This window comes from Sinomonas sp. B1-1, from assembly GCF_050474465.1.
GTDB classification, from domain to species: Bacteria; Actinomycetota; Actinomycetes; order Actinomycetales; family Micrococcaceae; genus Sinomonas; species Sinomonas flava.
Genome location: NZ_JBCHVF010000006.1, coordinates 83,078 through 106,192, shown reverse-complemented (window position 1 = coordinate 106,192; position 23,115 = coordinate 83,078). Strand labels below are relative to the sequence as shown.

At 72.3% G+C, this 23,115-nt stretch carries 23 protein-coding genes and 1 riboswitch; of the genes, 16 read left to right on the top strand and 7 right to left on the bottom strand.

The annotated features are described in order from the left end of the window. Positions 1–20 precede the first annotated feature (20 nt). On the top strand, positions 21–632 hold the full coding sequence (locus tag ACQ5BE_RS10965) for a hypothetical protein (protein WP_430297058.1): 612 nt from the start codon (positions 21–23) through the stop codon (positions 630–632). On the opposite strand, the gene ACQ5BE_RS10960 is transcribed toward ACQ5BE_RS10965, so the two are convergent. Next, a complete protein-coding gene (locus tag ACQ5BE_RS10960; RefSeq protein ID WP_430297057.1) occupies positions 592–1,128 on the bottom strand; it encodes a SixA phosphatase family protein in 537 nt (178 codons plus the stop codon). The genes ACQ5BE_RS10965 and ACQ5BE_RS10960 overlap by 41 nt on opposite strands. Positions 1,129–1,190: 62 nt before the next feature. Next, positions 1,191–2,030 carry a winged helix-turn-helix domain-containing protein gene (locus ACQ5BE_RS10955; protein ID WP_430297056.1) on the bottom strand — a complete coding sequence of 280 codons (840 nt, stop codon included), beginning with the start codon at positions 2,028–2,030 and terminating at the stop codon, positions 1,191–1,193. Positions 2,031–2,632: 602 nt separating this feature from the next. Then, a riboswitch (cyclic di-AMP (ydaO/yuaA leader) is annotated at positions 2,633–2,827 on the top strand. 6 nt (positions 2,828–2,833) lie between these two features. Here ACQ5BE_RS10955 and ACQ5BE_RS10950 point away from each other — a divergent pair. Continuing rightward, the gene (locus tag ACQ5BE_RS10950; protein ID WP_430297055.1) at positions 2,834–3,676 is read left to right on the top strand and encodes a hypothetical protein; all 843 of its coding nucleotides are present in this window, start codon (positions 2,834–2,836) and stop codon (positions 3,674–3,676) included. A gap of 118 nt (positions 3,677–3,794) precedes the next feature. Here ACQ5BE_RS10950 and ACQ5BE_RS10945 read toward each other — a convergent pair whose 3' ends face one another. Continuing rightward, a complete protein-coding gene (locus ACQ5BE_RS10945) occupies positions 3,795–4,619 on the bottom strand; it encodes a hypothetical protein (protein WP_430297054.1) in 825 nt (274 codons plus the stop codon). Positions 4,620–4,797: 178 nt separating this feature from the next. Between ACQ5BE_RS10945 and ACQ5BE_RS10940 the strand changes: the two genes are divergently transcribed. Further along, positions 4,798–5,538: a response regulator transcription factor gene (locus ACQ5BE_RS10940; RefSeq protein WP_344300958.1), complete on the top strand. Its 741-nt coding sequence runs from the start codon at positions 4,798–4,800 to the stop codon at positions 5,536–5,538. An 8-nt stretch (positions 5,539–5,546) separates the two neighbouring features. After that, positions 5,547–7,061: a HAMP domain-containing sensor histidine kinase gene (locus ACQ5BE_RS10935; protein WP_430297053.1), complete on the top strand. Its 1,515-nt coding sequence runs from the start codon at positions 5,547–5,549 to the stop codon at positions 7,059–7,061. A gap of 5 nt (positions 7,062–7,066) precedes the next feature. On the opposite strand, the gene ACQ5BE_RS10930 is transcribed toward ACQ5BE_RS10935, so the two are convergent. Continuing rightward, complete coding sequence (locus ACQ5BE_RS10930; protein WP_430297052.1) at positions 7,067–7,972, bottom strand: DMT family transporter; 906 nt, start codon at positions 7,970–7,972, stop codon at positions 7,067–7,069. 183 nt (positions 7,973–8,155) lie between these two features. Between ACQ5BE_RS10930 and ACQ5BE_RS10925 the strand changes: the two genes are divergently transcribed. From ACQ5BE_RS10925 to ACQ5BE_RS10910, 4 genes are all read left to right on the top strand, one after another. Next, the gene (locus ACQ5BE_RS10925) at positions 8,156–9,499 is read left to right on the top strand and encodes a glycosyltransferase (protein ID WP_430297051.1); all 1,344 of its coding nucleotides are present in this window, start codon (positions 8,156–8,158) and stop codon (positions 9,497–9,499) included. Positions 9,500–9,584: 85 nt separating this feature from the next. After that, a complete protein-coding gene (locus ACQ5BE_RS10920) occupies positions 9,585–11,624 on the top strand; it encodes an ArnT family glycosyltransferase (RefSeq protein ID WP_430297050.1) in 2,040 nt (679 codons plus the stop codon). Continuing rightward, positions 11,624–13,633, top strand: coding sequence for an ArnT family glycosyltransferase (locus tag ACQ5BE_RS10915; RefSeq protein ID WP_430297049.1), 2,010 nt, complete (start codon positions 11,624–11,626; stop codon positions 13,631–13,633). Before ACQ5BE_RS10920 ends, ACQ5BE_RS10915 begins: the two co-directional genes overlap by 1 nt. A 40-nt stretch (positions 13,634–13,673) precedes the next feature. After that, positions 13,674–15,857 (top strand): ATP-dependent DNA ligase, encoded by a 2,184-nt coding sequence (locus ACQ5BE_RS10910; RefSeq protein ID WP_430297048.1) that lies wholly within the window; start codon positions 13,674–13,676, stop codon positions 15,855–15,857. 7 nt (positions 15,858–15,864) lie between these two features. Here the strand turns inward: ACQ5BE_RS10910 and ACQ5BE_RS10905 are convergent, their stop codons facing one another. Continuing rightward, positions 15,865–16,239, bottom strand: a complete 375-nt coding sequence (locus ACQ5BE_RS10905; RefSeq protein WP_430297047.1) for a VOC family protein — start codon at positions 16,237–16,239, stop codon at positions 15,865–15,867. A 199-nt stretch (positions 16,240–16,438) separates the two neighbouring features. Between ACQ5BE_RS10905 and ACQ5BE_RS10900 the strand changes: the two genes are divergently transcribed. The 3 genes from ACQ5BE_RS10900 to ACQ5BE_RS10890 all read left to right on the top strand — a co-directional run bounded on the left by ACQ5BE_RS10900 (position 16,439) and on the right by ACQ5BE_RS10890 (position 18,596). Further along, on the top strand, positions 16,439–17,128 hold the full coding sequence (locus ACQ5BE_RS10900) for a protein tyrosine phosphatase (protein WP_430297046.1): 690 nt from the start codon (positions 16,439–16,441) through the stop codon (positions 17,126–17,128). Positions 17,129–17,226: 98 nt separating this feature from the next. Further along, positions 17,227–17,817: an RNA polymerase sigma factor gene (locus tag ACQ5BE_RS10895; RefSeq protein WP_430297045.1), complete on the top strand. Its 591-nt coding sequence runs from the start codon at positions 17,227–17,229 to the stop codon at positions 17,815–17,817. After that, positions 17,814–18,596 carry a hypothetical protein gene (locus ACQ5BE_RS10890; RefSeq protein ID WP_430297044.1) on the top strand — a complete coding sequence of 261 codons (783 nt, stop codon included), beginning with the start codon at positions 17,814–17,816 and terminating at the stop codon, positions 18,594–18,596. The genes ACQ5BE_RS10895 and ACQ5BE_RS10890 overlap by 4 nt, the downstream gene beginning before the upstream one ends. A 30-nt stretch (positions 18,597–18,626) precedes the next feature. Here ACQ5BE_RS10890 and upp read toward each other — a convergent pair whose 3' ends face one another. Then, positions 18,627–19,262 carry a uracil phosphoribosyltransferase gene (gene upp / locus ACQ5BE_RS10885; RefSeq protein WP_430297043.1) on the bottom strand — a complete coding sequence of 212 codons (636 nt, stop codon included), beginning with the start codon at positions 19,260–19,262 and terminating at the stop codon, positions 18,627–18,629. Between the two features lie 19 nt (positions 19,263–19,281). Further along, positions 19,282–20,034, bottom strand: a complete 753-nt coding sequence (locus tag ACQ5BE_RS10880; protein ID WP_430297042.1) for a phosphatase PAP2 family protein — start codon at positions 20,032–20,034, stop codon at positions 19,282–19,284. Between the two features lie 45 nt (positions 20,035–20,079). Between ACQ5BE_RS10880 and tadA the strand changes: the two genes are divergently transcribed. The 5 genes from tadA to ACQ5BE_RS10855 all read left to right on the top strand — a co-directional run bounded on the left by tadA (position 20,080) and on the right by ACQ5BE_RS10855 (position 23,114). Beyond that, positions 20,080–20,577 (top strand): tRNA adenosine(34) deaminase TadA, encoded by a 498-nt coding sequence (gene tadA, locus ACQ5BE_RS10875; RefSeq protein ID WP_413249886.1) that lies wholly within the window; start codon positions 20,080–20,082, stop codon positions 20,575–20,577. Positions 20,578–20,661: 84 nt separating this feature from the next. After that, on the top strand, positions 20,662–21,162 hold the full coding sequence (locus tag ACQ5BE_RS10870; protein WP_430297041.1) for an RNA polymerase sigma factor: 501 nt from the start codon (positions 20,662–20,664) through the stop codon (positions 21,160–21,162). Continuing rightward, positions 21,155–21,805 carry a methylated-DNA--[protein]-cysteine S-methyltransferase gene (locus ACQ5BE_RS10865; protein ID WP_430297040.1) on the top strand — a complete coding sequence of 217 codons (651 nt, stop codon included), beginning with the start codon at positions 21,155–21,157 and terminating at the stop codon, positions 21,803–21,805. The genes ACQ5BE_RS10870 and ACQ5BE_RS10865 overlap by 8 nt, the downstream gene beginning before the upstream one ends. Continuing rightward, positions 21,802–22,509 carry an alpha-ketoglutarate-dependent dioxygenase AlkB family protein gene (locus ACQ5BE_RS10860; RefSeq protein WP_430297039.1) on the top strand — a complete coding sequence of 236 codons (708 nt, stop codon included), beginning with the start codon at positions 21,802–21,804 and terminating at the stop codon, positions 22,507–22,509. Before ACQ5BE_RS10865 ends, ACQ5BE_RS10860 begins: the two co-directional genes overlap by 4 nt. Beyond that, a complete protein-coding gene (locus ACQ5BE_RS10855; RefSeq protein ID WP_430297038.1) occupies positions 22,506–23,114 on the top strand; it encodes a DNA-3-methyladenine glycosylase I in 609 nt (202 codons plus the stop codon). Before ACQ5BE_RS10860 ends, ACQ5BE_RS10855 begins: the two co-directional genes overlap by 4 nt. The last annotated feature ends 1 nt before the right edge of the window (position 23,115 follow it).

Genomic DNA, 23,115 nt, shown 5'->3' with positions numbered 1-23,115 from the left:
ATCCGCTCCACAATGGAAGCATGCCCGCCGCGAAGTCCCGTTTCCTGCCCCTGCGCACCAGCGCCCGGGCGACGCTCTGGAGCGCGGGCGCAGCCGCGGCGCTCGCGGCGGCGGCCGCGCTGACGCTCGACGGCGGGCTGGCTTCGCTGGCTCTGCTGGGCATCGGGGCGTTCATCGCTTCCGCCCTGTACGCGGTGCTCGCGATGTCCCGCTATGTCGTGGCAGGCGTGGCCGCCGCGGGATCCGCCCTCGCGATCGGAGCGGGCCTCGCGTTCCTCCGGCTCATCGGCCTCGCCTGGGACACGGACCCGACCGTGGTCACGTCCGTCTCCAGCCGCGATGCCGACCCGTTCTTCCTGGGCGCGCTGGCTGCCGGCGCAGTCACCCTCACGGTGCTGCTCGGCGGTGCCGTGTGGCCGGAGACCCGCCGTACAGCACGCTCCCCACGCCGGCCCGCGACGCGCCCGCGCGGCACGGCAGCCCGTCCCGGTCCCGGCCGGATCCCGGCCAGGACCGCAGCGCGGCCCGCACCGGTTCGCACCGCCGTCGCCGCGGCTCCGCGCCGCCCGGGCCGCGCGGCGTCGTCCGCGGTCAGCCCCTCTTCTTCGCGCGCGGCGCGGCGAAGTGCGTGAGGCGGGCGTCCTGACCGTCGAGTTCGGCCCACGGCGTCTCGGTCTCGAGCACGGCGAGGCCAGTGGTGGGGAAATGGCTCGCCGCGTCCATGTAGGCCTCGTGCTCCGAGTCCCGGGACGCGAGGCGCAGGACGAGGTCCTGCACACCGGGCATGTGCGAGATGACCAGCAGCGTGCGCACGGTCTCCGGGACGTGGTTCACGACGGCGAGCATGCGGGCGGCGCTGGCGGCGTACAGGCCTGACTCGAGCTTGGGCGTGGGGGCCTTGTCGCCGAGCTCCTCGCACACCCACGTGCACGTCTGCCTCGTGCGGAGCGCCACGGAGCAGAGGATGAAGTCCGGCACGATGTGATGCCTGAGCAGCCACTTCCCCGCCTCGGGGGCATCGGCGTGCCCGCGCTCCGCGAGCGGCCTGTCGGCGTCCGCGACTCCGACCGGCCACGCAGCCTTGGAGTGACGCAGGACGACGAGGCGCTTGAGGTGGTGCTTGCTCACGCCACTAGCCTACGGGGCGCGGTGGAGGGGGCCGGCGTCTGCCGGCTGCCCCGTGGCAGCGACTAGATCGAGTACTCGGGCGCGGCCCAGACGATGACCTCGGGGTGCTCGTAGAACCGGTAGCCCTGCCCGCGCACGGTGCGGACAGTGTTCGCCAGACGGCCGAGCTTGGACCGCAGGCGGCGGATGTGCACGTCGATCGTGCGCTCGTTCGGGATCTCCTCGGCGTTCTTCCAGAGGCCCTCGAGCAGCTCGTCACGGCTCACGGTCCGCGTCCCGTTCTCCACGAGGAAGTTCAGGAGCTCGAACTCCTTGAACGTCAGGTTCAGGGTTTCACCGTCGAGGTGGACCTCGCGGCGGGCGAGGTCGATGAGGACGCCGGCCGGGCGGGCGTCCGACTGCGGGGCCGGACGGGGCTCGGGGCGCTGCTGGCGGGCCGCGATGGTCGGGTCGCCGAAGGTGGAGCGCACGACGTCGAGCGAGGAGCCGGGTGCGGAGGCCGGCGCCACCGCGACGGCCGCGTAGCTCTCGACGCCCTCGACGAGGTTCTGCGCGTACGCGCGGATCTCCTGGGCGATGCGCGCGATCGATGTGCCGGCCGCGGCGGCCTGCTGCTCGGACAGGCCCACGTAGAGGACGAAGCCATGCGCGACGTTGTCCGGGGTGACCGCCCGCACCGGCTCAGGCCCCGCGGGGACGACCGGGGTGGGGGCGGTGATCGGGGCGTAGTCCTCGGCCAGGGAGCGGAAGGGCTGGGCTGCCCGCAGCCCCTGCTGGGCTCCGGGGTGAGCCGGGGCATCGGCCTGGCCGGGGAAGCGCGAGCCGAACGGCTGCCGGTGGCCCGGCTGGGACTTCTGGGCGTTGCGGACAGAGATGTGGACGTAGCCGGAAGCAACAGACATGGATCAGACCTCGAGAGAACTAGCCGTGAAGGCTTCGAATGCGGAGCAGATCGCCCGCGTGGGTAGGTGCTGCCCGACGCTGGGCGGAGGAACGACTGGGGCTAAACGCTGGGGTGGTGCAGTCAGCTCGACATTCGACAACAGCGCGGCTCGAGGCTGGCGGGTGAGCCAGCGAGGGCTACTGCGGCTGCAGGTGCTGTTGAGTCTTTGTTCACACTGAGAGTGTGCGGCGTAACAATGCCTACAGGCAAGTAACAATGCCGCTTTCGTCTCACATGTTGAGATCAGCGAGGCCTTTGTGATCAGCATCACGATTCGGCGCAGGCCTGTTATGAATCAAGATTTTCACAGTTTCGGGAGATGGTCGAGTTTTCATCGAAGGATCTTCGGCGAAAGGACTCCTTCCGTTCATCTTCCGTTGAACTAGGCGGAATCTCACAATGTGGACGGCTGTGGACGCGCGCCGGAGACCCGGCCGCGTCAGGTAGACAACCGACCCTTCGGTCAGCTAGTGCGACGCCAAATCTGCCGTTACCCAAATGTGACAATGACGGAAGCTTCCCGTACGGTGTATGGGTGCCCGCAGAACGGCGGGTGCCCACGGGACCCGCTCGCCGAACTCTGCCGGCGGCCCGTTGCGTTCAGTTCAAGGCAGAGACGGAGGACCCACCTGGCGGCCGCGCCCGCTCTCCCGAGCGGAGGTGCGCCCTTGGGGTGAAGCCCATGCCCATCGGCAGGGCCGGATGGCTCGCATCCGAACCCGACAGCTAACTTCGCAGGCGCCAACGAGAGGCCCATCCGCTTTGAGCAAGTCCCCCTTCCGCGCTGCCCCGCGCCCTCATGGCCGCCGCCGCGCCTTCGACCACTCCTCCCCCCTCGCCCGCATTGCCGCGTCCTCGGGCGCCAAGTCCGGCAGCGCGTTCGACAAGCTCGGCCACCGCAGCGCCGTCGTCGCACTGTCCCTCGGCCTGCTCGCGGTCGCCGGAGGCGGCGCGGCAGCCACGGCCAACGTGAACGGCCTGGCCCGCACCTCGTCTGTCGAGGCCAGCATTCCCGAAGCCTCGGGCGATTCGATCGCCCAGTCGATCGCCGCCGGCCCCACCGAGCAGGCGGCCCTCCGCGCTGACGCCGCTGCTTCCAAGACCGCGGCGGAGCAGGCGGCTGCGGACCAGGCAGCTGCCGAGAAGGCCGCCGCGGACCAGGCTGCCGCTGCCAAGGCTGCCGCCGACCAGGCAGCGGCGGACCAGGCGGCGGCCGCAAAGGCCGCCGCCGACAAGGCTGCCGCTGACAAGGCAGCGGCGGACAAGGCAGCCGCCGCGCTCGCCGCCCAGCCCGTCGATGACCCCGCGGGCGCCAAGGCGTACGCCGCGAGCCGCCTCGCCGCCTTCGGCTGGGGCCAGGACCAGATGAGCGCCCTCGAGACCCTCTGGACCAAGGAGTCGGGCTGGAGGACCACCGCGACGAACGCCTCGAGCGGCGCGTACGGCATCGTCCAGTCGCTCCCGGGCTCGAAGATGGCGAGCGTCGGCGCCGACTGGCAGACCAACTACCGCACCCAGATCGACTGGGGCCTGAACTACATCAAGTCCCGGTACGGCTCCCCCGCCAACGCCCTCGCCTTCCACCTCGCCAACAACTGGTACTGATCACCAGCTGGCAGTGACCGGCCGCCCGAACGGCGGCAGCAGGGGGACAGAGCACGACGGCGCCGCCCACCTCAGCGCGAGGTGGGCGGCGCCGTCGTGCTCGGCAGGACGTCGGGGGTCAGCTGCTCGAGCCGGCCGATGCCGAAGTCTCGCTGACGGTGAGCGCCGAGAGTCCATCCTTGAGGGCCGTGATGCTCACGGTCTGGCCGATGGCGAGGCTCGACGACGACCCGGACGATGACCCTGACTGGGACCCCCGCTGGCTGCGGCCCGCCGTCCGGCTCAGGTACTCGGTCTGAGCGGTCAGTGCGTAGGTCTGCTGGAACCCGTCGGTGCTCTTCACGGTCACGGATCCCGACGACACCGCGGTGATGGTGCCGGTCTGCATGACCATCGTCACGTTCTGGCTGTCCCGCAGCACCACGTACTCGCCGTGCAGCACCTGTCCCATGGTGCCGGCGCCCATGCCGGCGGGGCCGAAGCCGTCCGGCGCCACGCCGTCCTGAGCACCGCCGTCCTGGCCGAAGCGGGACTGGCCGCCTGTGCCGGGCTGACCGTTCGCACCCGGCTGGCCCACGCCGCCCTGCGCGGTTCCTGCGCCGCTGGTGGAGCCGGTCGCCGCATACACGGCGGCCCCGGCGCCCGCCGCGAGCACGACGGCGATGCCGGCGGCGGCAGCCCCCTTCTGGGTGCGGGACATCCCGCGCCGGCCCGGCCCCTGGGGAGGAGCGGCGCCCCAGCCGGCGGCGGGCTGGCCCTGCTGCGGGGCCGGGGCACCCCATCCGGCGGCGGGCTGGGCGCCCTGCTGCCACGCGGCGTCGTGCGTCCCTCCCGGCACGCTCGGCTCGACGGAGGGCCGGGCCTGCTGGCCTGGCCGGTTCGGGTTCTGGCCTGGCTGGGCGTGGCCGGGTTCGTGGGGCCTCTGCTGGTCTTCGCCGGACATTGAATCCTCCTGGGGTCGCGGTGTCCTGCTCCCAAGAGTTGGTTCCGTCCCTGTGGCGACGCTGTGCCACCCTGCAGGACTGGCTGTGACCGGGGATAGTCTGGTCACCGCGGGCGTCCACAGCTCGCTCAAAGCTGAGGCTCAGGCTGGGACTAAACCGTCACGGGAGGCTGGAACCATGGCAAGCCCCTTCTCCGTCAACAATCTGCCCGCCCTCACACACCCCGATGGGACCCCGATCCGCGCCCTCGTGGTGGACGACGAGCCGAGCCTCGCGGACCTCATGAGCATGGGGCTGCGCATGGCCGGCTGGAGCGTGCAGATCGCCGGGGACGGGCCCTCGGCTGTCGCCGCCGCGCGGGACTTCCGCCCGGACGTGCTGGTGCTGGACGTCATGATGCCCGGCTTCGACGGCGTCGAGGTGCTCGGCCGGATCCGCCAGTTCATGCCGGAGGTCCCCGCGCTGTTCCTGACCGCGAAGGACGCGGTCGAGGACAGGATCACGGGCCTCGCCGCGGGCGGCGACGACTATGTGACGAAGCCGTTCAGCATGGAGGAGGTCATGCTCCGCCTGCACCGACTCGTGCAGCGCTCGGGCGTGGCCGCGCAGGACGACGCCGAACTCGTGGTCGGAGACCTCGTCCTGAACACGGACACCCGGGAGGTGACCCGCGGCGGCGAGGACATCCAGCTCACCGCCACCCAGTTCGAACTCCTGCGCTACCTGATGGAGAACCCGAAGCGAGTGATCAGCAAGGCCCAGATCCTCGACCGGGTGTGGCAGTACGACTTCGGCGGCCAGGCGAACATCGTCGAGCTGTACATCTCCTACCTGCGCAAGAAGATCGACGTCGACCGGCCCCCGATGATCCACACCGTGCGCGGCGCCGGCTACGTCATCAAACCAGCCGACGGGTGATGGCCTCCGTGGGATCCCTCTCCGCCGCCGAGCCGCGTCCCGGGCACAGCTGGCGCAACCCGGACACGTGGCACCTGCGGACCAAGCTGGTCCTGGCCACGATGCTCCTGCTCGTGGTGATCTGCTCCGTGGTGGGCACGCTCCTCTACGCCTCCATGGACCGCGTGCTCACACAGCAGCTCGACGCGCAGCTCGCCCAGGCGAGCCACCGCGCCGCCGAGTTCGGCTCCCCGAGCGGCTCCGCGGGCACCCGCCCCGACCCGCTCGAGGCCCGAGGACAGGGCGCCGGCACCCTCAACGCGCGCGTCGCCGAGGGCAATGTGGCCGTCGGAGGCCTCATCTCCGCAGACGGCAAGCGGCTCTCGCTCCAGCAGTCCGACGCCATGAAGCTCGCCTCGCTGCCCGTCTCGTCCCAGCCTCCGGGCGACAACAGCGGACTCGGCGCCACGACCGCCGTCGACCGCACCCTCAGCGTGGGCGAATACCGCCTCGTCGCGGTCCAGACCGCGTACGGCGACGTGGTGGTGACCGGGCTGCCGCTCGCCCAGAAGCAGGCCACCCTCGGCTCCCTCGTCCTGACAACGCTTCTCGTCTCGCTCGGCGGGCTCGTGCTCGTCGGGCTGCTGGGGACGTGGATCATCCGCCGCACCATGAAGCCGCTCGAGGAGCTCTCCCGCGTCGCGGGGCAGGTCGCCCAGCTCCCGCTCGACGCCGGCGAGGTCGCCCTCGCGGTGCGGGTGCCGGCGTCGGCCGCCCACCCCGGGACCGAGGTGGGGCAGGTGGGGAACGCCCTCAACCGGATGCTCGACAACGTCGCGGGTGCGCTCGAGGCGCGGCAGGCCTCGGAGACGCGTGTCCGCCAGTTCGTGGCCGATGCGTCCCATGAGCTGCGCACCCCGCTCACGGCGATCCGCGGGTACACGGACATGCTGAAGATGACCGAGCCCCTCACGGAGCAGGGGACCGAGTCGCTCGGGCGGGTCGAGTCCCAGTCGCAGCGCATGACCCGGCTGGTCGAGGACCTCCTCACGCTCGCCCGGCTCGACGAGGGCCAGGCCCTCAAGCTCGGCCCGGTGGATCTCACGCAGCTGCTCGTCGAGACCGTCACGGACCAGAAGGTCATCGCCCCGGACCACATCTGGCGGCTCGAGCTGCCCGAGGAGCCGCTCGAGATCAGGGCGGACGGGGCGAAGCTCCACCAGGTCTTCGTGAACCTGCTCTCCAACGCGCGCAAGCACACCCCGGCCGGGACGACCGTGACCGCTTCGGTCGGAAGATCCGCCCGCGGCGAGGCCGTCATCACGGTCGTCGACGACGGCCCGGGAATCCCGGCGGAGCTGCAGGAGCGTGTGTTCTCGCGGTTTGCCCGGGCCGACCAGGCGCGCACGACAGGCGGCGGCGAGGGGTCAACGGGGCTCGGCCTCTCGATCGTGGAGGCGATCGTTGCCGCGCACGGGGGGACAGTGGAGCTGACGTCGCGTCCTGGGCGGACGGAATTCGCCGTGTACCTGCCTGCGGCGTAGGCGGGTCAGCCCGAAGCCTGGGCGGACTCCGGCTGGGACGCGTCCGCGCGGGGCGCGGCCTCGCGGACGCTCGGCCGGGTCGCCATGAAGGTGCCGGCGAGGACCAGGAGGGCCCCGATGACGATGGGCACGGTCAGGGGGTCCCCGTGCAGGCTCACCCCGAGCGCGAGTGCCACGACCGGGTTGACGTACGCGATCGCGGTGGCGCGCGCCGGGCCAGCCTCCGCGATGAGCCGGAAGAACAGCAGGAACGCGACCGCCGTGCACAGCAGGCCCAGGAGGGCCAGCGAGCCGACGGCGTTCGCGGACGGCACTCGGGCCGGCCAGGTCAGGGCGGCGAACGGCGCCGAGATCACGGCGGCGACGCTCAGGCACACCGCGGTCATCGGCAGCGCGGGCACGTCGCGCAGCTTCACCGCGGCGATCTGCGGCGCGACGGCGTAGCCGACGGCGACCAACAGCATCTCGGCGATGGGCCACGGCCCGGACGCCTGCATCCCGCCTCCTCCGAGGAGCGCGACTCCGCCGACCGCCACGACGAGGCCGATGATCCGCAGGCCCCCGATCCGCTTCTCGAGGCCGATCCCCCGCGCCACGACGAGGGCGAGCACCGGCGCGAACGCGATGAGGAGCCCGGCCAGCGAGCTCGTGATCGACCGCTCCGCGTCGCTGAGCAGGAACCACGGCCCCACCATCTCGAGCAGCGCGAAGGCGAGCACGGGCCAGCGGTGCTCCCACACCGTCCGCAGTCCCCTCCACGCGAACGGCAGGAGCACGACGGCGCCGATCGCCGTCCGCGCGAACACGACGACGGCGGGGCTCACCTCGGCGACGGCCTCGCGGATGAGGAGGTACGGGACGCCCCAGATCAGGCTCATGGCGGCGAAGAGCGCCCAGGTGCGGCGGGTCATGCCGGGGCCCCGGCGCGTCGGATGGTGCTGGTCACCCGACCACGATAGGACCCGCCACCGACAGCCGTAACCATTCGGGCCTGCCCGAATCCGAGCGGTGTCGGGACGCGGGTGCCGGCGCTCACAGTTCCGGCACAGGATGACGCTAAGGCGGTCACAAGCGCGCCCGCGAAAGTCGTAGGCATGACGCTCACGGACCCCACCACGACGGCCTCCGCCGCTGACCCAGCCCCCGGAGCAGGCGAGCCGACCGCGCAGGCGGCCGGCGGCGTCGTCCTCCCGTCCGCCGCCGGGCTCCGCCCCGGCACCGCGGTCGCGACGGCCGCGCTCGACGCCGCCGGCATCCCGGTCCTCGACGTGACGGTCCCGGTCTACAACGAGGAGAAGGACCTCGAGGAGTGCGTGCGGCGGCTCCACGCACACCTGGGCGCGACGTTCCCGCACGGCTTCCGCATCACCGTTGCGGACAACGCCTCGACCGACGGCACGCTCCGCGTCGCCGAGCGGCTCGCCCGCGAGCTGCCCGAGGTCCGCGCCGTCCACCTGGCCGAGAAGGGCCGCGGCAACGCACTCCGGACGGTGTGGCTCGCCTCGGACGCCCCGATCCTGGCGTACATGGACGTGGACCTCTCGACCGACCTCAACGCGCTGAGCCCACTCGTCGCCCCGCTCCTGTCCGGCCACTCCGACCTTGCGATCGGCACGCGGCTGGCCCGGACGTCCCGCGTGGTGCGCGGCCCCAAGCGCGAGTTCGTCTCGCGCTCCTACAACTTCCTGCTCCACTCCCTCATGGGCGCCGAGTTCTCCGACGCGCAGTGCGGCTTCAAGGCCATCCGTTCCGACGTGGCCCAGCAGCTCCTCCCCCACACTCTGGACACGGCGTGGTTCTTCGACACCGAGCTCCTGGTCCTCGCCCAGCGCTGCGGGCTGCGGTGCCACGAGGTCCCCGTGGACTGGACGGACGACCCCGACTCGAAAGTCGACGTCGTCCGGACGGCCCTCGACGACCTCCGCGGGATGTACCGGCTCACGAAGGACACGGCCCGGGGACGCATCCCCCTCGCCCAGCTCCGCGGGGCCCTCGCGCGCGGGCCCCTGCCTGCCACCGTCCCTGCGCCCGACCCGGGCGGGCAGGGCGGACTCCTCGGCCAGCTCGTGCGTTTCGGCGCGGTCGGAGCCTTCTCCACACTCGCCTACATGGCCCTGTACCTCCTGGGCCGCACGTTCCTCGACCCGCAGTGGGCCAACTTCGCCGCCCTCCTGATCAGCGCCATCGCGAACACGGCCGCCAACCGGCGCTTCACCTTCGGCGTGCTCGGCCGGGCGCGCCTCGCGACCCACCACCTCGCGGGCCTCGCCGTCTTCGCCCTCGGCTGGGCCCTCACCTCAGGCTCCCTCGCCGGGCTGCACGCGCTCACGACGCCGGGGCGCTGGCTCGAGCTCGCGGTCGTCACCGCCGCGAACCTCGCCGCAACCGCCCTCAAGTTCCTCCTCTTCCGCCAGTGGCTGTTCCGCCGCCGCGCCTGACCCGCGGGATCTGACCCCCAGGACGTGACTCCCAGAAGGTGACTCCCAGAAGGTGACCTCCAGAAAGACCGAAAGGCTTCTCCCCATGACCGCATCCCTCACCCCCGACGCCCCGGCGACCACGCCGTCCGGCGAGCGGACGGCGCCGGGTTCCTCCCGCCGTCGTGCGCGCACCCGGCCCGACTGGCGCCGCGCAGCCTTCGGCGCCGACCAGCCGCGCTGGGTCCGCCCGTCCGCCGCGGCGCTCCTCATCGCAACGGCCGTCACCTACCTCTGGAACCTCACCAACTCGGGCTGGGCCAACGAGTTCTACGCGGCCGCGGTCCAGGCCGGCAGCAAGGACTGGACCGCCTGGTTCTTCGGCTCGATCGACGCCGGCAATGCCATCACCGTGGACAAGCCGCCCGCGGCGTTCTGGCTCCCCGGGCTCCTGGGCCGGATCTTCGGCTTCAGCTCCTTCACCATGCTCCTGCCCGAGGCGCTCATGGGCGTCGCGGCCGTGGCCCTGCTGTACGCCGCGGTCAAGCGGGTGAGCGGGCCGGCCGCGGGCCTCATCGCCGGCGCGGCGCTCGCGGCCACCCCCGTCGCGGCGCTCATGTTCCGGTTCAACAACCCGGACGCGGCGCTCACGTTCTGCCTCGTCGCAGCGGCCTACATGACCATCCGCGCGATCGAGAAGGCCGGGTGGAAGTGGCTCGTGGGCGCGGGCGCGCTGATCGGCCTGGCGTTCCTGACCAAGATGCTCCAGGGCGTCATCATCGTCCCGGCGCTCGGCCTGGCCTACCTGTGGGCAGCGCCGACCACGCTGCGGCGCCGCCTGCTGCACCTGATCGGAGCGCTCGGCGGGATCGTCGCCGTCGCCGGCGCCTACGTCCTCGCCTTCACGCTCACGCCCGCGAGCGCGCGCCCCTACATGGCCGGCTCGCAGACCAACAGCTTCCTCGAGCTCACCTTCGGGTACAACGGGCTCGCGCGCATCTTCGGCAACCGCGCGGGTGGCGGACAGGGCGGGTTCGCGGGCGGCGCCCCCGCCGGCGGCCCGGGCGGCGGCAACGCGGGCTTCGGGGGGACCGCGGGGATCCTGCGCATGTTCGGCACGAGCTTCGGCACCGAGATCTCCTGGCTCCTCCCCGCGGCGCTCATCCTGCTGGTCGCCGGCCTCTGGTTCACCCGCCGCGCCGTCCGGACGGACCGCGTCCGCGCCTCCCTCATCGTCTGGGGCGGGTGGACGCTGCTGACCGCGGCCGTCTTCAGCTTCATGACCGGCACTGTCCACCCCTACTACGCGATCGCCCTCGCCCCCGGGATCGCCGGCGTCGTCGGCATCGGCTCCGCCGAGCTGTGGCGCGGCCGGGCCTACTGGCCCTCCCGGATCATGCTCGCGGTCACCGTGCTCGCCACGAGCATCTGGACCGCAGTGCTCCTCGGCCGAGACGCTTCGTGGCTGCCCTGGCTGCGGGTCGTCATCGTGGTCATGGGCGTCCTCGCTGCTGTGGGCCTCCTGGTCCGCGTCGACCGGATCAAGGTCGGCGCGATCACCGTCGCCGTCGCGGCCCTGCTGGCCGGCGGCCTGGGCACCGCCGCATTCACGGTCGCCACGGCCTCGGTGGGCCACAGTGGAGCGATCCCCACCTCCGGCCCGTCCGGCGGCGAGGGCTTCGGCGCCGCACGCGCCGGCTTCGGCCAGGCTCGCGACCGCATAGGCACCGACGGCGCGGCGGCGGACGCCAGCGGCCAGGCGGAAGCCGGTGTCGGCAACCCCGGCGGCGGCCCCGGCGGCACGTCCGCTTCGAGCGAGGTCGTCGCGCTCCTGCAGCAGACCACCACCGAGTGGTCGGCCGCGACCAACGGCTCCAACTCGGCGGCCGCCCTCGAACTCGCGTCCAACACGAATGTGATCGCGATGGGCGGCTTCACCGGCAGCGACCCGTACCCGAGCCTCGACGAGTTCAAGGCGCTCGTCGCCGACGGCGAGGTCACCTACTACATCGCCGGCGGCGGCATGGGCGGCGGCTTCGGAGGCCGCGGCGGCGGCACCGACACCTCGGCGATCGCCCAGTGGGTCGAGGCGAACTTCCAGGCCCAGACGGTCGGCAGCACCACCGTGTACAGGCTGGTGGGCTGATGGCCGTCGATTCCTCCTCCCATCTGGGGGTCATCTCCTGGAGGTCACATCCCGCGGGTGCGCACGACGGCGCCCGGCCGGCCGCCGCGGCCGGCGCCGCGAGGCGGCGCGCCGAGCTCGGCGTCGTGCTCGCCGCGATCACCGCCCTCTACCTGTGGGACCTGGGGGCGAGCGGGTGGGCCAACGCGTTCTACTCCGCGGCGGCCCAGGCCGGCAGCCAGAGCTGGGAGGCGTTCTTCTTCGGTTCCTCGGATGCGGCGAACTCGATCACGGTCGACAAGCCGCCCGCCGCGCTCTGGATCATGGGCCTCTCGGTCCGGCTCTTCGGGCTCAGCCCGTGGTCGATCCTCGTCCCCGAGGCCCTCATGGGTGTGGCCACGGCGTGGATCCTGTACCTCGCGGTGCGGCGTGCCGCCCGCCCGGCGACCGGGAGCGACGGTGCGGCGCACGCGGCGGGGCTCCTCGCCGCCGTCGTGCTCGCCGTGACTCCCGTCGCGGCGCTGATGTTCCGCTTCAACAACCCCGACGCGCTCCTCGTCCTGCTCATGACGGTCGCCGGGTACGCGACGGTCCGGGCCATCCAGGGCGGCCACGCCCGGTGGCTTCTGGCGGCGGGCGCCCTGCTGGGCCTCGGCTTCCTCACCAAGCAGCTGCAGGTGCTCCTCGTGGTGCCCGGCTTCGCACTGGCGTACCTGTGGGCGGCGCCGCAAGGCCTCGGGAAGCGGCTTCTCCATCTGGGCGGAGCGCTCGCGGCGATGGCAGTCGCCGCCGGATGGTGGATCGCAGCGGTCGAACTCGTCCCCGCGAGCGCACGGCCCTACATCGGCGGGTCCCAGACCAACTCGATCCTCGAGCTCACCTTCGGGTACAACGGCCTCGGGCGGCTCAGCGGCAACGAGGTCGGCTCGGTGGGCGGAGGCAACGGGTGGGGCCAGAGCGGGCTGCTGCGTCTGTTCTCGTCCTCGTTCGGCGGGCAGATCGCCTGGCTCCTGCCCGCGGCCCTCATCCTGGGTGCTGCCCTCCTCTGGGCCGGGCGCCGGGCGCCGCGCACTGACGCGGTGCGCGCCTCGGTGATCATCTGGGGCGGCTGGGTCCTCGTGACGGGGCTCACGTTCAGCCTCATGGAGGGCATCATCCACGAGTACTACAGCGTGGCCCTGGCCCCCGGGATCGCAGCCCTCGTGGGCCTCGGCGGTGGGGTGCTGTGGCAGCGGCGGCGCGGTGCGATCGACGGCGCGGCCCTCGCCGCGGCCATCGCGACCGCCGGCCTCATGGGCGCGACGCTCCTGGGCCGGGCCAGCGGCTTCGTGCCGTGGCTCGCGTGGGTGGTCGCTGCCGCGGGTCTCGCCGCGGCCGCCGCGGTGCTCGCGGGGGCCGTCGGGCTGCGGCTCCCGGGGTGGGCCGGACGCACGACGGCGGCACTCGCCGTCGTGGGCGCCCTCGCCGGGCCGCTCGCATTCACACTCCAGACGGTCGGCACGCCCCACTCGGGGGCGATCGTGACGGCGGGGCCCTCCTCCGGGTTCGGGCCAGGCGGCGGCCAGCGCGGAACAGCGGCCGGCGCGTTCCCCGGGCGCGCCCAGGGCGCGCCCACCGCCGGGCAGGGCGCATCCGGCGGTGCCCCAGCCGGCTTCGGTGGAGGCCGCGGAGGCGCCGGCGGGCTCCTGGGCGCGACCACGCCGTCGTCCGAGCTGGTCGCCGCCCTGACGGCCGACGCGTCCGGCTACACGTGGGCGGCAGCCGTCGTGGGCTCCAACAACGCGGCCGGGTACCAGCTCGCCACCCAGCTGCCCGTCATGGCCCTTGGCGGGTTCAACGGCACGGACCCGAGCCCCAGCCTCGCCCAATTCCAGCAGCTCGTCGCGGACGGGAAGGTCCACTGGTTCATCGCCGCGAACATGATGCAGGGCAGCTCGGGTTCCGATGCCGCCCGCGAGATCGCGGCATGGGTCGAGGCGGACTTCCCGGCCCAGACGATCGGGGGGACGACCGTGTACCGGCTCGGCTGAGCTCTGCCGCAACGGCGGCAGTGGCGGCTACGGTGGGCCCATGGCGGATTCCGAGATCCTGCACGTGGACGGGCCCGACGGTGTTCGGGAAGTCAAGCTGAGCAGCCCCGACAAGGTGCTCTGGCCCGGCGTCGAGGGCGGTGAGCCCCTGACCAAGCGCGACCTCGCCGGGTACCTCGTCGCGGTGGCCCCGGAGTTCCTGCGGCTCAACGGCGACCGGCCGATGACGCTGCAGCGCTTCCCCGAAGGGATCGACGGCGAGGAGTTCTTCTCCAAGCGGCCGCCGCGGGGCGCGCCGTCGTACCTTCGGACGGTGACGTGCACGTACCCGTCGCACCGGCGCCACGACCAGCTCGTGTTCGACGAGGCCGCCGCGCTCGCGTGGGCGGCGCAGATGGGAACGATCACCTTCCACCCGTGGCCGGTGCGCACGGCGAACCTGGACAACCCCGACGAGCTGCGGATCGACCTCGACCCGCAGCCCGGACGGGGATTCGGCGATGCGGTCACCGCGGCGCTCGCGCTCCGGGAAGTCATGGCGGAGGCCGGGCTCACCGCCTACGCGAAGACCTCGGGCAACAGGGGCGTCCACGTCTACGCGCGCATCCGGCCCACGCACGAGTTCCAGCACGTGCGGCACGGAGTGATCGGGATCGCGCGCGAACTCGAGCGGCGCATGCCGGACCTCGTGACCACGTCCTGGTGGAAGGAGGAACGCGGCGAACGAGTCTTCGTCGACTTCAACCAGGCCAACCGCGACCGCACGATCGCCGCGGCCTATTCCCCCCGGCCCCTGCCGCATGCGCCCGTCTCGACCCCGCTGGCCTGGGACGAGCTCCCCGACGCCGACCCGCGCGCCTTCACCGTCCGCACGGTTCCCGGGCTCCTGGCCGCACGGGCCTGCCCCTGGGCCGACATCGACGCGACGCCGGGCGACATTGCGGGCGCACTCGCCCTGTGGGACGCAGACCTCGAGCGCGGGCTCGGCGAGCTCAACTTCCCGCCGGACTACCCCAAGATGCCCGGCGAGCCGCCGCGGGTGCCGCCGAGCAAGCGCAAGGCAGACCGCGCCGACGAGGACTACTCGGCGCCCAAGGCCGAGCGCGACGCCGAATGGGGCACCGCGATCGCTCCCCCGTACGGGCCGATGCTGGCCAAGCCGGTCAAGAAGCTCCCGACCGGCGAGTACCTCTACGAGCCCAAGTGGGACGGATTCCGCTCGATCGTCTGGCGCTCCGGAGACCGGGTGGAGATCGGATCGCGCAACGGCCTGCCCATGACGCGCTACTTCCCCGAACTCGTGCAGGCCCTCGTGGCGAACCTGCCCGACCACTCGGTCGTCGACGGCGAGATCATCCTCGTGGACCCGGACACCGGCGACCGGCTCAGCTTCGACGCCCTCCAGCAGCGCATCCACCCCGCGGCCTCGCGCATCGCCAAGCTCAGCGCCGCGACGCCGGCGAGCTTCGTGGCCTTCGACCTGCTCGCCCTGGGCCAGGCCAACTACGTGGAGCGCCCGTTCCGGGAACGGCGCGCGGCCCTCGAGGAGGCGCTCAAGAACGCGGCGCCCCCGGTCTACCTCACCCAGGCGACCGCCGATCCGGAGACCGCGCTGGAGTGGTTCCGCGCCTTCGAGGGCGCCGGCCTGGACGGCGTCATCGCCAAGCCGCTCGGGGAGCCCTATGCCGAGGACAAGCGGGTCATGGCCAAGCTCAAGCACGAGCGCACGGCGGACTGCGTCGTGGCCGGCTACCGGCTCTACAGGAACGAGCCCGACGCGATCGGGTCCCTGCTCCTGGGACTGCACGACGCCGAGGGCCGGCTCCATTCAGTGGGGGTCATCGGGGCGTTCCCGATGGCCCGCCGCAAGGAGCTGTTCGAGGAGCTGCAGCCCCTCGTGACCACGTTCGAGGGGCATCCCTGGGCGTGGGCGCAGCCGGCCGAGGTCCTGCCCGACAACCGCGACCAGTCGATCCCCCGCACCCCCACAGCGGCGGCGCACTCGCGCTGGAACGCGAACAAGGACCTCTCGTTCACCCCGCTCCGGCCGGAACGCGTCGTCGAGGTCAAGTACGACCACATGGAGGGCGACCGCTTCCGCCACACGGCGCAGTGGGTCCGGTGGCGCGAGGACCGCTCGCCGGAGTCGTGCACCTATGACCAGCTCGAGGAGCCGGTCAGCTACGACCTCTCCTCGGTCCTCTCTCCGAACCAGCCGGCGTAGGCAGGATTCACCCGTTGGGCCGATTCGGCAGGTACTGGATGGCCCAGTGGTTGCCGTCAGGGTCATCGAACGTCGTGAAGTGGCCCCATTCGAGCACCTGGACGTCCGTGACATCGACCCCGCGGGACGCGAGCTCGTCGTGGGCCTTCTGGATGTCGGCCACCACGATCTGCAGCGAGGACGTGCCCGGCGGGTTCTCCGACAGTCCTTCCCCGAAGGCGATCGAGCAGGCAGACCCGGGCGGTGTGATCTGCACGAAGCGCAGCTCGTCGCTGACCCGCTGGTCGTAGTCGAGGTGGAAGCCGACCTTGTTGACGTAGAAGTCGATCGCTCGATCGACGTCGGTGACGGGGATGAAGGCCAGTTCGAGTTTCCAGTCCATGCGCTCACCGTAGGCGCGCACGACGGCGGCGGGAACCCTCGCGCGGGGCCCTTGCGGACAGGCCGTGTCCGCACCCGTGGAAGGCATCGAAAAAAAGTTCCTGCAGCGCGTGACCTTCTGCGCGGGGGTGTCGGTTGGACAGGTGAAGGCCCGCTGATCGGGCCTCGTCCTTGGTCTCGATCCCCCAGGAGTTTTCCGCATGTCGCTGTTCACTGTCCTCGCCTCGAGCAAGATCGCCGCGAGCGCCGCCGCCGTCGGTGCCCTCACCGTCGCGGGCGTCGGTTCCGCCGCCTACACCGGCTCCCTGCCCACGCCGGCACAGCAGGTGGCCCACAACGTCCTCGGCGCTCCCGCCCCCGCGCTCGATGAGGCCAAGGGTGCCGCCACCGCCGCGAAGTCCGCCGTGACGGACGAGGCCTCCAAGGCCACGGCCGCCGCGACCGAGGCCGCCGACAAGGCCACCGGCGCCGCGAAGTCCGCCGTCGCCGACGCCCAGACTGCCGCGGCCGACGCGGCTGCGAAGGCCGCCGCCACGAAGGCCGGCGCCTCCGCCTCCGTCGACGCCGCCGGCATCGACCTCCCCGGCCTCTGCACGGCGCGCGCCCATGGCGGCCTCGACGCGGCGTCGTCGGCCTACAAGTCCCTGACCCTCGCGGCGAACGGCGAGGCGAACGTCAACGTGTTCTGCGCTGACGTGCTCAAGGCTTCGGCCACCGGCTCCGCCGGCGCGAACGGCGCCGTCGCGGCTCCCGCTGCCCCGGCCGTCCCTGCGGTCCCGACCCTTCCCGCCGCCCCGGCGCTCCCGTCGGCCCCGGCGCTGTCGGATGTCGCCAACACGCCGTCCGCCCCGGCGCTCCCGAGCGATGCCGCTTCGGCCCTGACGCGATAGTTCGGTAGGCTCATGCACCGTGCCGTGGAGTCCGCCCCTCGGGCTCCGCGGCACGAGGCATAGGCCGGCGCGGACAGCGCCGCAAGGAGGAAGACCGGTTGACAACCCAGAAGCTGCCCGGCCACACGGCGCCCGATGCGGGCCCCGCCGACCTGGCGAGCCTCTTCACGGCTGCCTACCGGACCTACTCGGCATCCGTTCGCGGGTACCTCCGGGCCCGCGGCGTGGACGACCCGGATGGGGCAACCCATGACGTCTTCCTCGCCCTGTACACCCGCATGACTCCCCCCGAGGGCGACGCCGGGCCCGGCACCCCACCGCGCGTGACCGGCGGCCTCGACGGGGCGAAGGCGCTGGCCTTCACCATCGCGCACGGCCGCGCGGTCGACCATCACCGCCGCCGCTCCCGCACCCCGCTCCTCGTCGCCCACGAGCAGGACGAGGACCCGCGGCCCTCACCCCCCACCCCCGAGGACGAGGTCCTCGCCGCGTCGGGGGTGCTCCGCCTCCTGGGCGGCCTCAGCGAAGACCACCGCGAGGTCCTCCTGCTGAGGGTCGTCGCCGACCTGTCCATCGAGCAGACGGCAGAGATCATGGGACGAACCACCGGCGCCGTGAAGCAGCTCCAGCGCCGAGCACTCGATGCCCTCCGAGCCACCGCGAAGACCGAAGAACTGAGCACACGATGAACGCCACCCAGGATCCGGACGATCTCCTCATCGTCGACCAGCTCCTCGCCGACCTGGCTGCCGACGAGGCCGAGGACCTCCGCCCCCTGCTCGACGAGCTCCGGGCCGTGGCCCACGAGGGGCCCGTCCAGCCGAACCGCGCGCTGGCCGCACTCCTCGTCGACGAGGGCGACCTCGCTGGCGCGCCCACCGCGGCGCTGCCCACAGCCCCCCTCTCCGCGGTCACGAGCCCCGCCGCGGCCGCGCTCCTGGGCCACACCGCCGACGAGACCGCGGACGTCGTCGACCTTTCCCGCGAGAGGGAGCGACGGGCCGCCCGCCGACGGCGCCCGGTCGCCGCCGCCGTCATCATCGCCGCCGCTGCGCTCGGCACCGCGGCAGTCGGCGTCGCCGACTCCAGCCTCCGCGGCGGCCTCGGCGGAGGAGTCGGGACGATCATCGGGACGGTGACGGGACAGCAGACCGAATCCCCCGCCCCGGAGCGGACCGCCCCCGCCGCGCCCACGGCGGGCACGCCAGCCGCACCGCCGTCGCCGGAGGTCCAGCTCACGACGCCGGCCGCGACCTCAGCCGCTCGGCCCACCGAGACGCCGTCCCCGACGCAGACCGCGGCACCGAGCGTGATCCACCCGAACCTCGCCCCGTCCGTGCCGACGGTTCCGCTGCCGCCCGGCGTCGAGCCCAGCGCACTGCCGAGCGCGCCAGCAGACAGCCTGCTGCCGAAGGTTCCGCTGCTGCCGCTGCCCGCCAGCCCGGACCTGCTGCCCGGAACCCGCTGAGATGCAGGGCGCCGGGCAGCCGGCGTCGCGCTACTTCGCGAGACCGTAGAGACGGTCTCCGGCGTCGCCGAGCCCGGGGACGATGTAGGCCTTCTCGTTGAGCCGCTCGTCGATCGAGGCGAGGACTACCGTGACCTTCGCGTCCCCGACGCCCTCCTCGACCCGCTGGAGCCCTTCCGGGGCGGCGAGGAGGCAGATGCACGTCACGTCGCTCGCGCCCCGCTTGAACAGGAACCTGATGGCCTCGCTCAGCGTGCCGCCGGTGGCGAGCATCGGGTCGAGGACGAAGACCTGGCGGCCCGTGAGGTTCTCGGGGAGCCGCTCGGCGTACGTGACGATGTCCAGTGTCTCCTCGTCGCGTGCCATGCCGAGGAACCCGACCTCGGCGGTGGGCACGAGCTTGACCATGCCCTCGAGCATGCCGAGGCCGGCCCGGAGGATGGGGACGACGAGGGGGGTCGGCTTGGTGAAGGCGGTGCCGACGGTCGTGGCGACCGGGGTCTCGATCGTGACGGGCTCGGTGCGGACCTCGCGGGTCGCCTCGTAGGCGAGCAGGGTCACGAGCTCTTCGGCCAGCTGCCGGAAGACCGGGCTCGGGGTGTTCTTGTCCCTCAGGACAGTGAGCTTGTGGGCAACGAGCGGGTGGTCCACCACGAGTGTGCGCATGCGGACAAGCTACCGCATCTCACGATGCGGACTCATCCCCCCGCCCAGCGGCCTGCACCCTGGCCCGCGCAGCGGCCCTGCGGAGCCGCATGAGGTGGAAGACGCGGTGGGCGAAGATCACGACGCTCAGCCACGCGAGCCCGAGGAACCAGGCCGCGATGACGTCGGTGAGCCAGTGGTGGCCCAGGTAGACCCGGGACAGCCCGATCGCGAGCGCGTACAGTCCCCCGGCGGCGATCGCGGCCACCCGGGACCACAGGGCCTTCAGCTTCAGGCACGCCAGGTACACCACGATGCCCGCGATGACGGTGGCGTTGAGGGTGTGGCCGCTGGGGAACGACGCCGAGTACTCGTAGGGCGGAACGGCGAGCGCGAGCGGGGGCCGGGCGCGGCCGGTGAGCTCCTTGCCGAAGATCGTCACGAGCAGCGACCCCGCGGCAGCGGCGGGGACGAGGACGAGCGGACGCCAATGGCGCATCCAGATCGCGAGGAGGACCATCGCGGCGGCCGCCGTGATGGGTGCGATCACGCCGCCCCCGACGTTCGTGAAGGCGGTGACCCCGGCCATGAGCGCCGGGGTGCGGGAGGCGACAGCCCAGTCCAGCACCGGCTGGTCCATGGCGGCGAGGGCGCCCTTCTCCACGACCGACTCGTAGACCTCTCCCCCGGCCCAGCTGAACCCGAGCGCGAGCGCCGCGCCGATCGCGAGCAGCGTCCACATCGAGCCGTTGGGCCCCATCAGCTTCCAGAGGGCATCGATCAGGCGGTGCATGGCTCTTCCCTCCTCGGGTGGGGCCTCGAACCTATCATTGGAGCCATGCCCGCCCCCGAACCCCTGAACCAGGACGCGCGCCACGAGCAGTGGATGCGGCTCGCGCTCGCGGAGGCCAGGGCCGCGGAGCAGACCGGCGACGTCCCGATCGGCGCGGTCGTCGTCGGCCCCGGCGGCGAGGTGCTCGCCGTCGGGCGCAACGAGCGCGAAGCGGTGGGCGACCCGACTGCGCACGCCGAGGTCCAGGCGATCCGGGCAGCCGCGGCGCGTCTCGCGCACGACGGCGGCGGCGACGGCTGGCGTCTGGCCGACTGCACGCTCGTGGTCACCCTCGAGCCGTGCGCCATGTGCGCGGGGGCGATCGTGCTCGCCCGGATTCCCCGGGTGGTCTTCGGCGCGTGGGACGAGAAGGCGGGGGCTGCAGGCAGCGTGTTCGACATCCTGCGCGAGCGAAGGCTCAACCACTGGGTCGAGGTCTACGGGGGCGTGCTCGAGGACGAGTGCGGCGCACTCCTGCGGTCGTTCTTCGCGGCGCACCGCTGAGCGCCTGGGCATCGTCGGGACGTTGATCGGCGCGAACATGAACCTGCACCTCACATTTCCGGTCCCTGCGGCGTCTGCATGGTGATGGACACGAAACAGCCCTTCGAGAAGCTCGTCGAACTCCACGGCGCCACGGTGCTGCGCGTGTGCCGCGCGGTCGTCGGACCCGTGGAGGCCGAGGACGTGTGGCAGGAGACGTTCCTGTCCGCGCTGCGCGCCTACTGCGATCTTCCCGCGGGCGCCAACGCGGAGGCCTGGCTCGTGACCATCGCCCATCGGCGCTCGCTCGACTCGGTCCGCGCGGCGGGCAGGCGGGCCGTGCCCATCGCTGACCTCCCCGAGGGCCGTTCACGGCTCGGGAATCCGGGCCCACCCGGGGATGGCGTGTGGGAGCACGTGGCGCTCCTCCCCGACAAGCAGCGCAGGGTGATCGCGTACCGGTATCTCGCAGACCTGCCTTTCGGGGAGATCGCCGAGATCGTCGGGGGGACGCCTGCGGCGGCACGGAGGGCTGCCTCCGATGGGCTCAGGAAGCTGCGGGGCCTCGTGGCTGCCGCATCACCGAAAGGAGACCCGCATGACTGACCAGACAGGGGCTGGGCCGGGCTCGGATCAGACCGGTCCGGTCGACCTCGCCTTCGCCCCGTACCTGACCGAGATCGATCCGGCTGTGCTCGTCCGCCTCCGCGCGTCCCTCGCCGAGAGGGCTACGGGCGAGGGCGTCCTGGATGTCGCCTACCGCATCGTCGACTCCCCCGTGGGCCCGCTCCTCATCGCGGCCACGAACAGGGGCCTCGTGCGGGTGGCCTACGAGCGCGAGGGCCATGACCTGATCCTCCAGCAGCTCTCCGACCGGCTCAGCCCGCGGGTCCTCGAAGCCCCCGGCCGGCTGGGGTCGGCCGCCCGGCAGATCGAGGAGTACTTCGCCGGCCGGCGCCGCCGATTCGATGTGCCCCTGGATCTGAGCCTCTCCGCGGGATTCCGCCGCACCGTTCTGCAGCATCTCGGCGAGATCCCGTTCGGCGTCACCGAGAGCTACACCGAGGTGGCGCGGGCCGTGGGGAACCCCAAGGCAGTGCGGGCCGTGGGGACGGCGTGTGCCACGAACCCGCTGCCGGTCGTGGTCCCCTGCCATCGGGTCCTGCGCTCGGACGGCAGCCTGGGCGGGTACATCGGCGGGCTGGAGGCAAAGTCCCTCCTCCTGCAGCTCGAGGCGGCTGCCGCATGACGAGTGCCCTGTTCGGCGACGACCTGCTCGAGCGCCCCCGCCGGATCGTGTCCCCCGGCGCTGTCCACGTGCCCGGGTGGCTGCGCCCCGAGCAGCAGTCATGGATCGCCGACCGGTTCCGCGAGTGGGCCGCCGGCCCGGTCCCCCTCCGTGCAGCGTCCGTGCGCGGCCACGAGATGTCGGTGAAGACTGTCTGCCTGGGCTGGCACTGGCAGCCCTACCGCTACAGCCGGGAAGCCACGGATGTGAACGGGGCGCGCGTCCTCGGCTTCCCGGACTGGCTGGTGCGCGTGGGACGCCTCGCGCTGGCCGAGGCGTACGGCGAGGGAGAGCAGGCGGAACGCTACACCCCGGACACAGCCCTGGTGAACCTCTACGACGACCAGGCCCGCATGGGAATGCACCAGGACCGCGACGAGGCATCCCGTGAGCCGGTCGTCTCGCTGTCCATCGGGGACAGCTGCCTCTTCCGGTTCGGCAACACCGAGACGCGCTCCAAGCCCTACGAAGACCTCGTCCTCGCGTCCGGGGACCTGTTCGTGTTCGGCGGCCCGTCCCGGCTCGCCTTCCACGGGGTGCAGAAGACGTTCCCCGGGACGGCGCCCCCGGACTGCGGGATCCGTTCCGGGCGCATCAACATCACACTCCGCGTCACCGGAATCGATGACGCGTCGACCCGCACGGCTGGAAGGGGAACACCATGAGCGAGACGTCACTCATCACGGGCGAGGACGGTCTGGCGCGGCCCTCATGGGCCAGCTCCGATGCCCTCATGCAGCAGTACTACGACACCGAGTGGGGCCTGCCCGTGCGGGACGAACAGGGCATGTACGAGCGCATCTGCCTCGAGGGGTTCCAGGCCGGGCTCTCGTGGGCGACCATCCTGCGGAAGCGGCCCGCCTTCCGGGAGGCGTTCGCGGACTTCGACCCCGACACCGTCGCGCGCTTCACGGACGACGACATCGAACGCCTCATGCTCAACGAGGGCATCGTCCGGAACCGGGCCAAGATCAACGCAGCCGTCACCAACGCGAGGGCCACCATCGCCCTGCGCGACGAAGGGGGTCTGGCCGAGTTCGTGTGGTCCTTCCAGCCGGCAGAGACCCCGGCTCCGGTGACCTACGCGGACGTTCCCTCGACTTCCCCCGAGTCTCTGGCCCTGTCGAAGGCGCTGCGCAAGCGCGGCTTCTCGTTCGTCGGGCCGACCACGATGTTCGCGCTGATGGAGGCAGTCGGCATCATCGACACGCATCTGGTGGGCAGCCACCGCCGGGGCAGCTCGGGGATCTGGCCCCTTCCTGGGGCCTGAC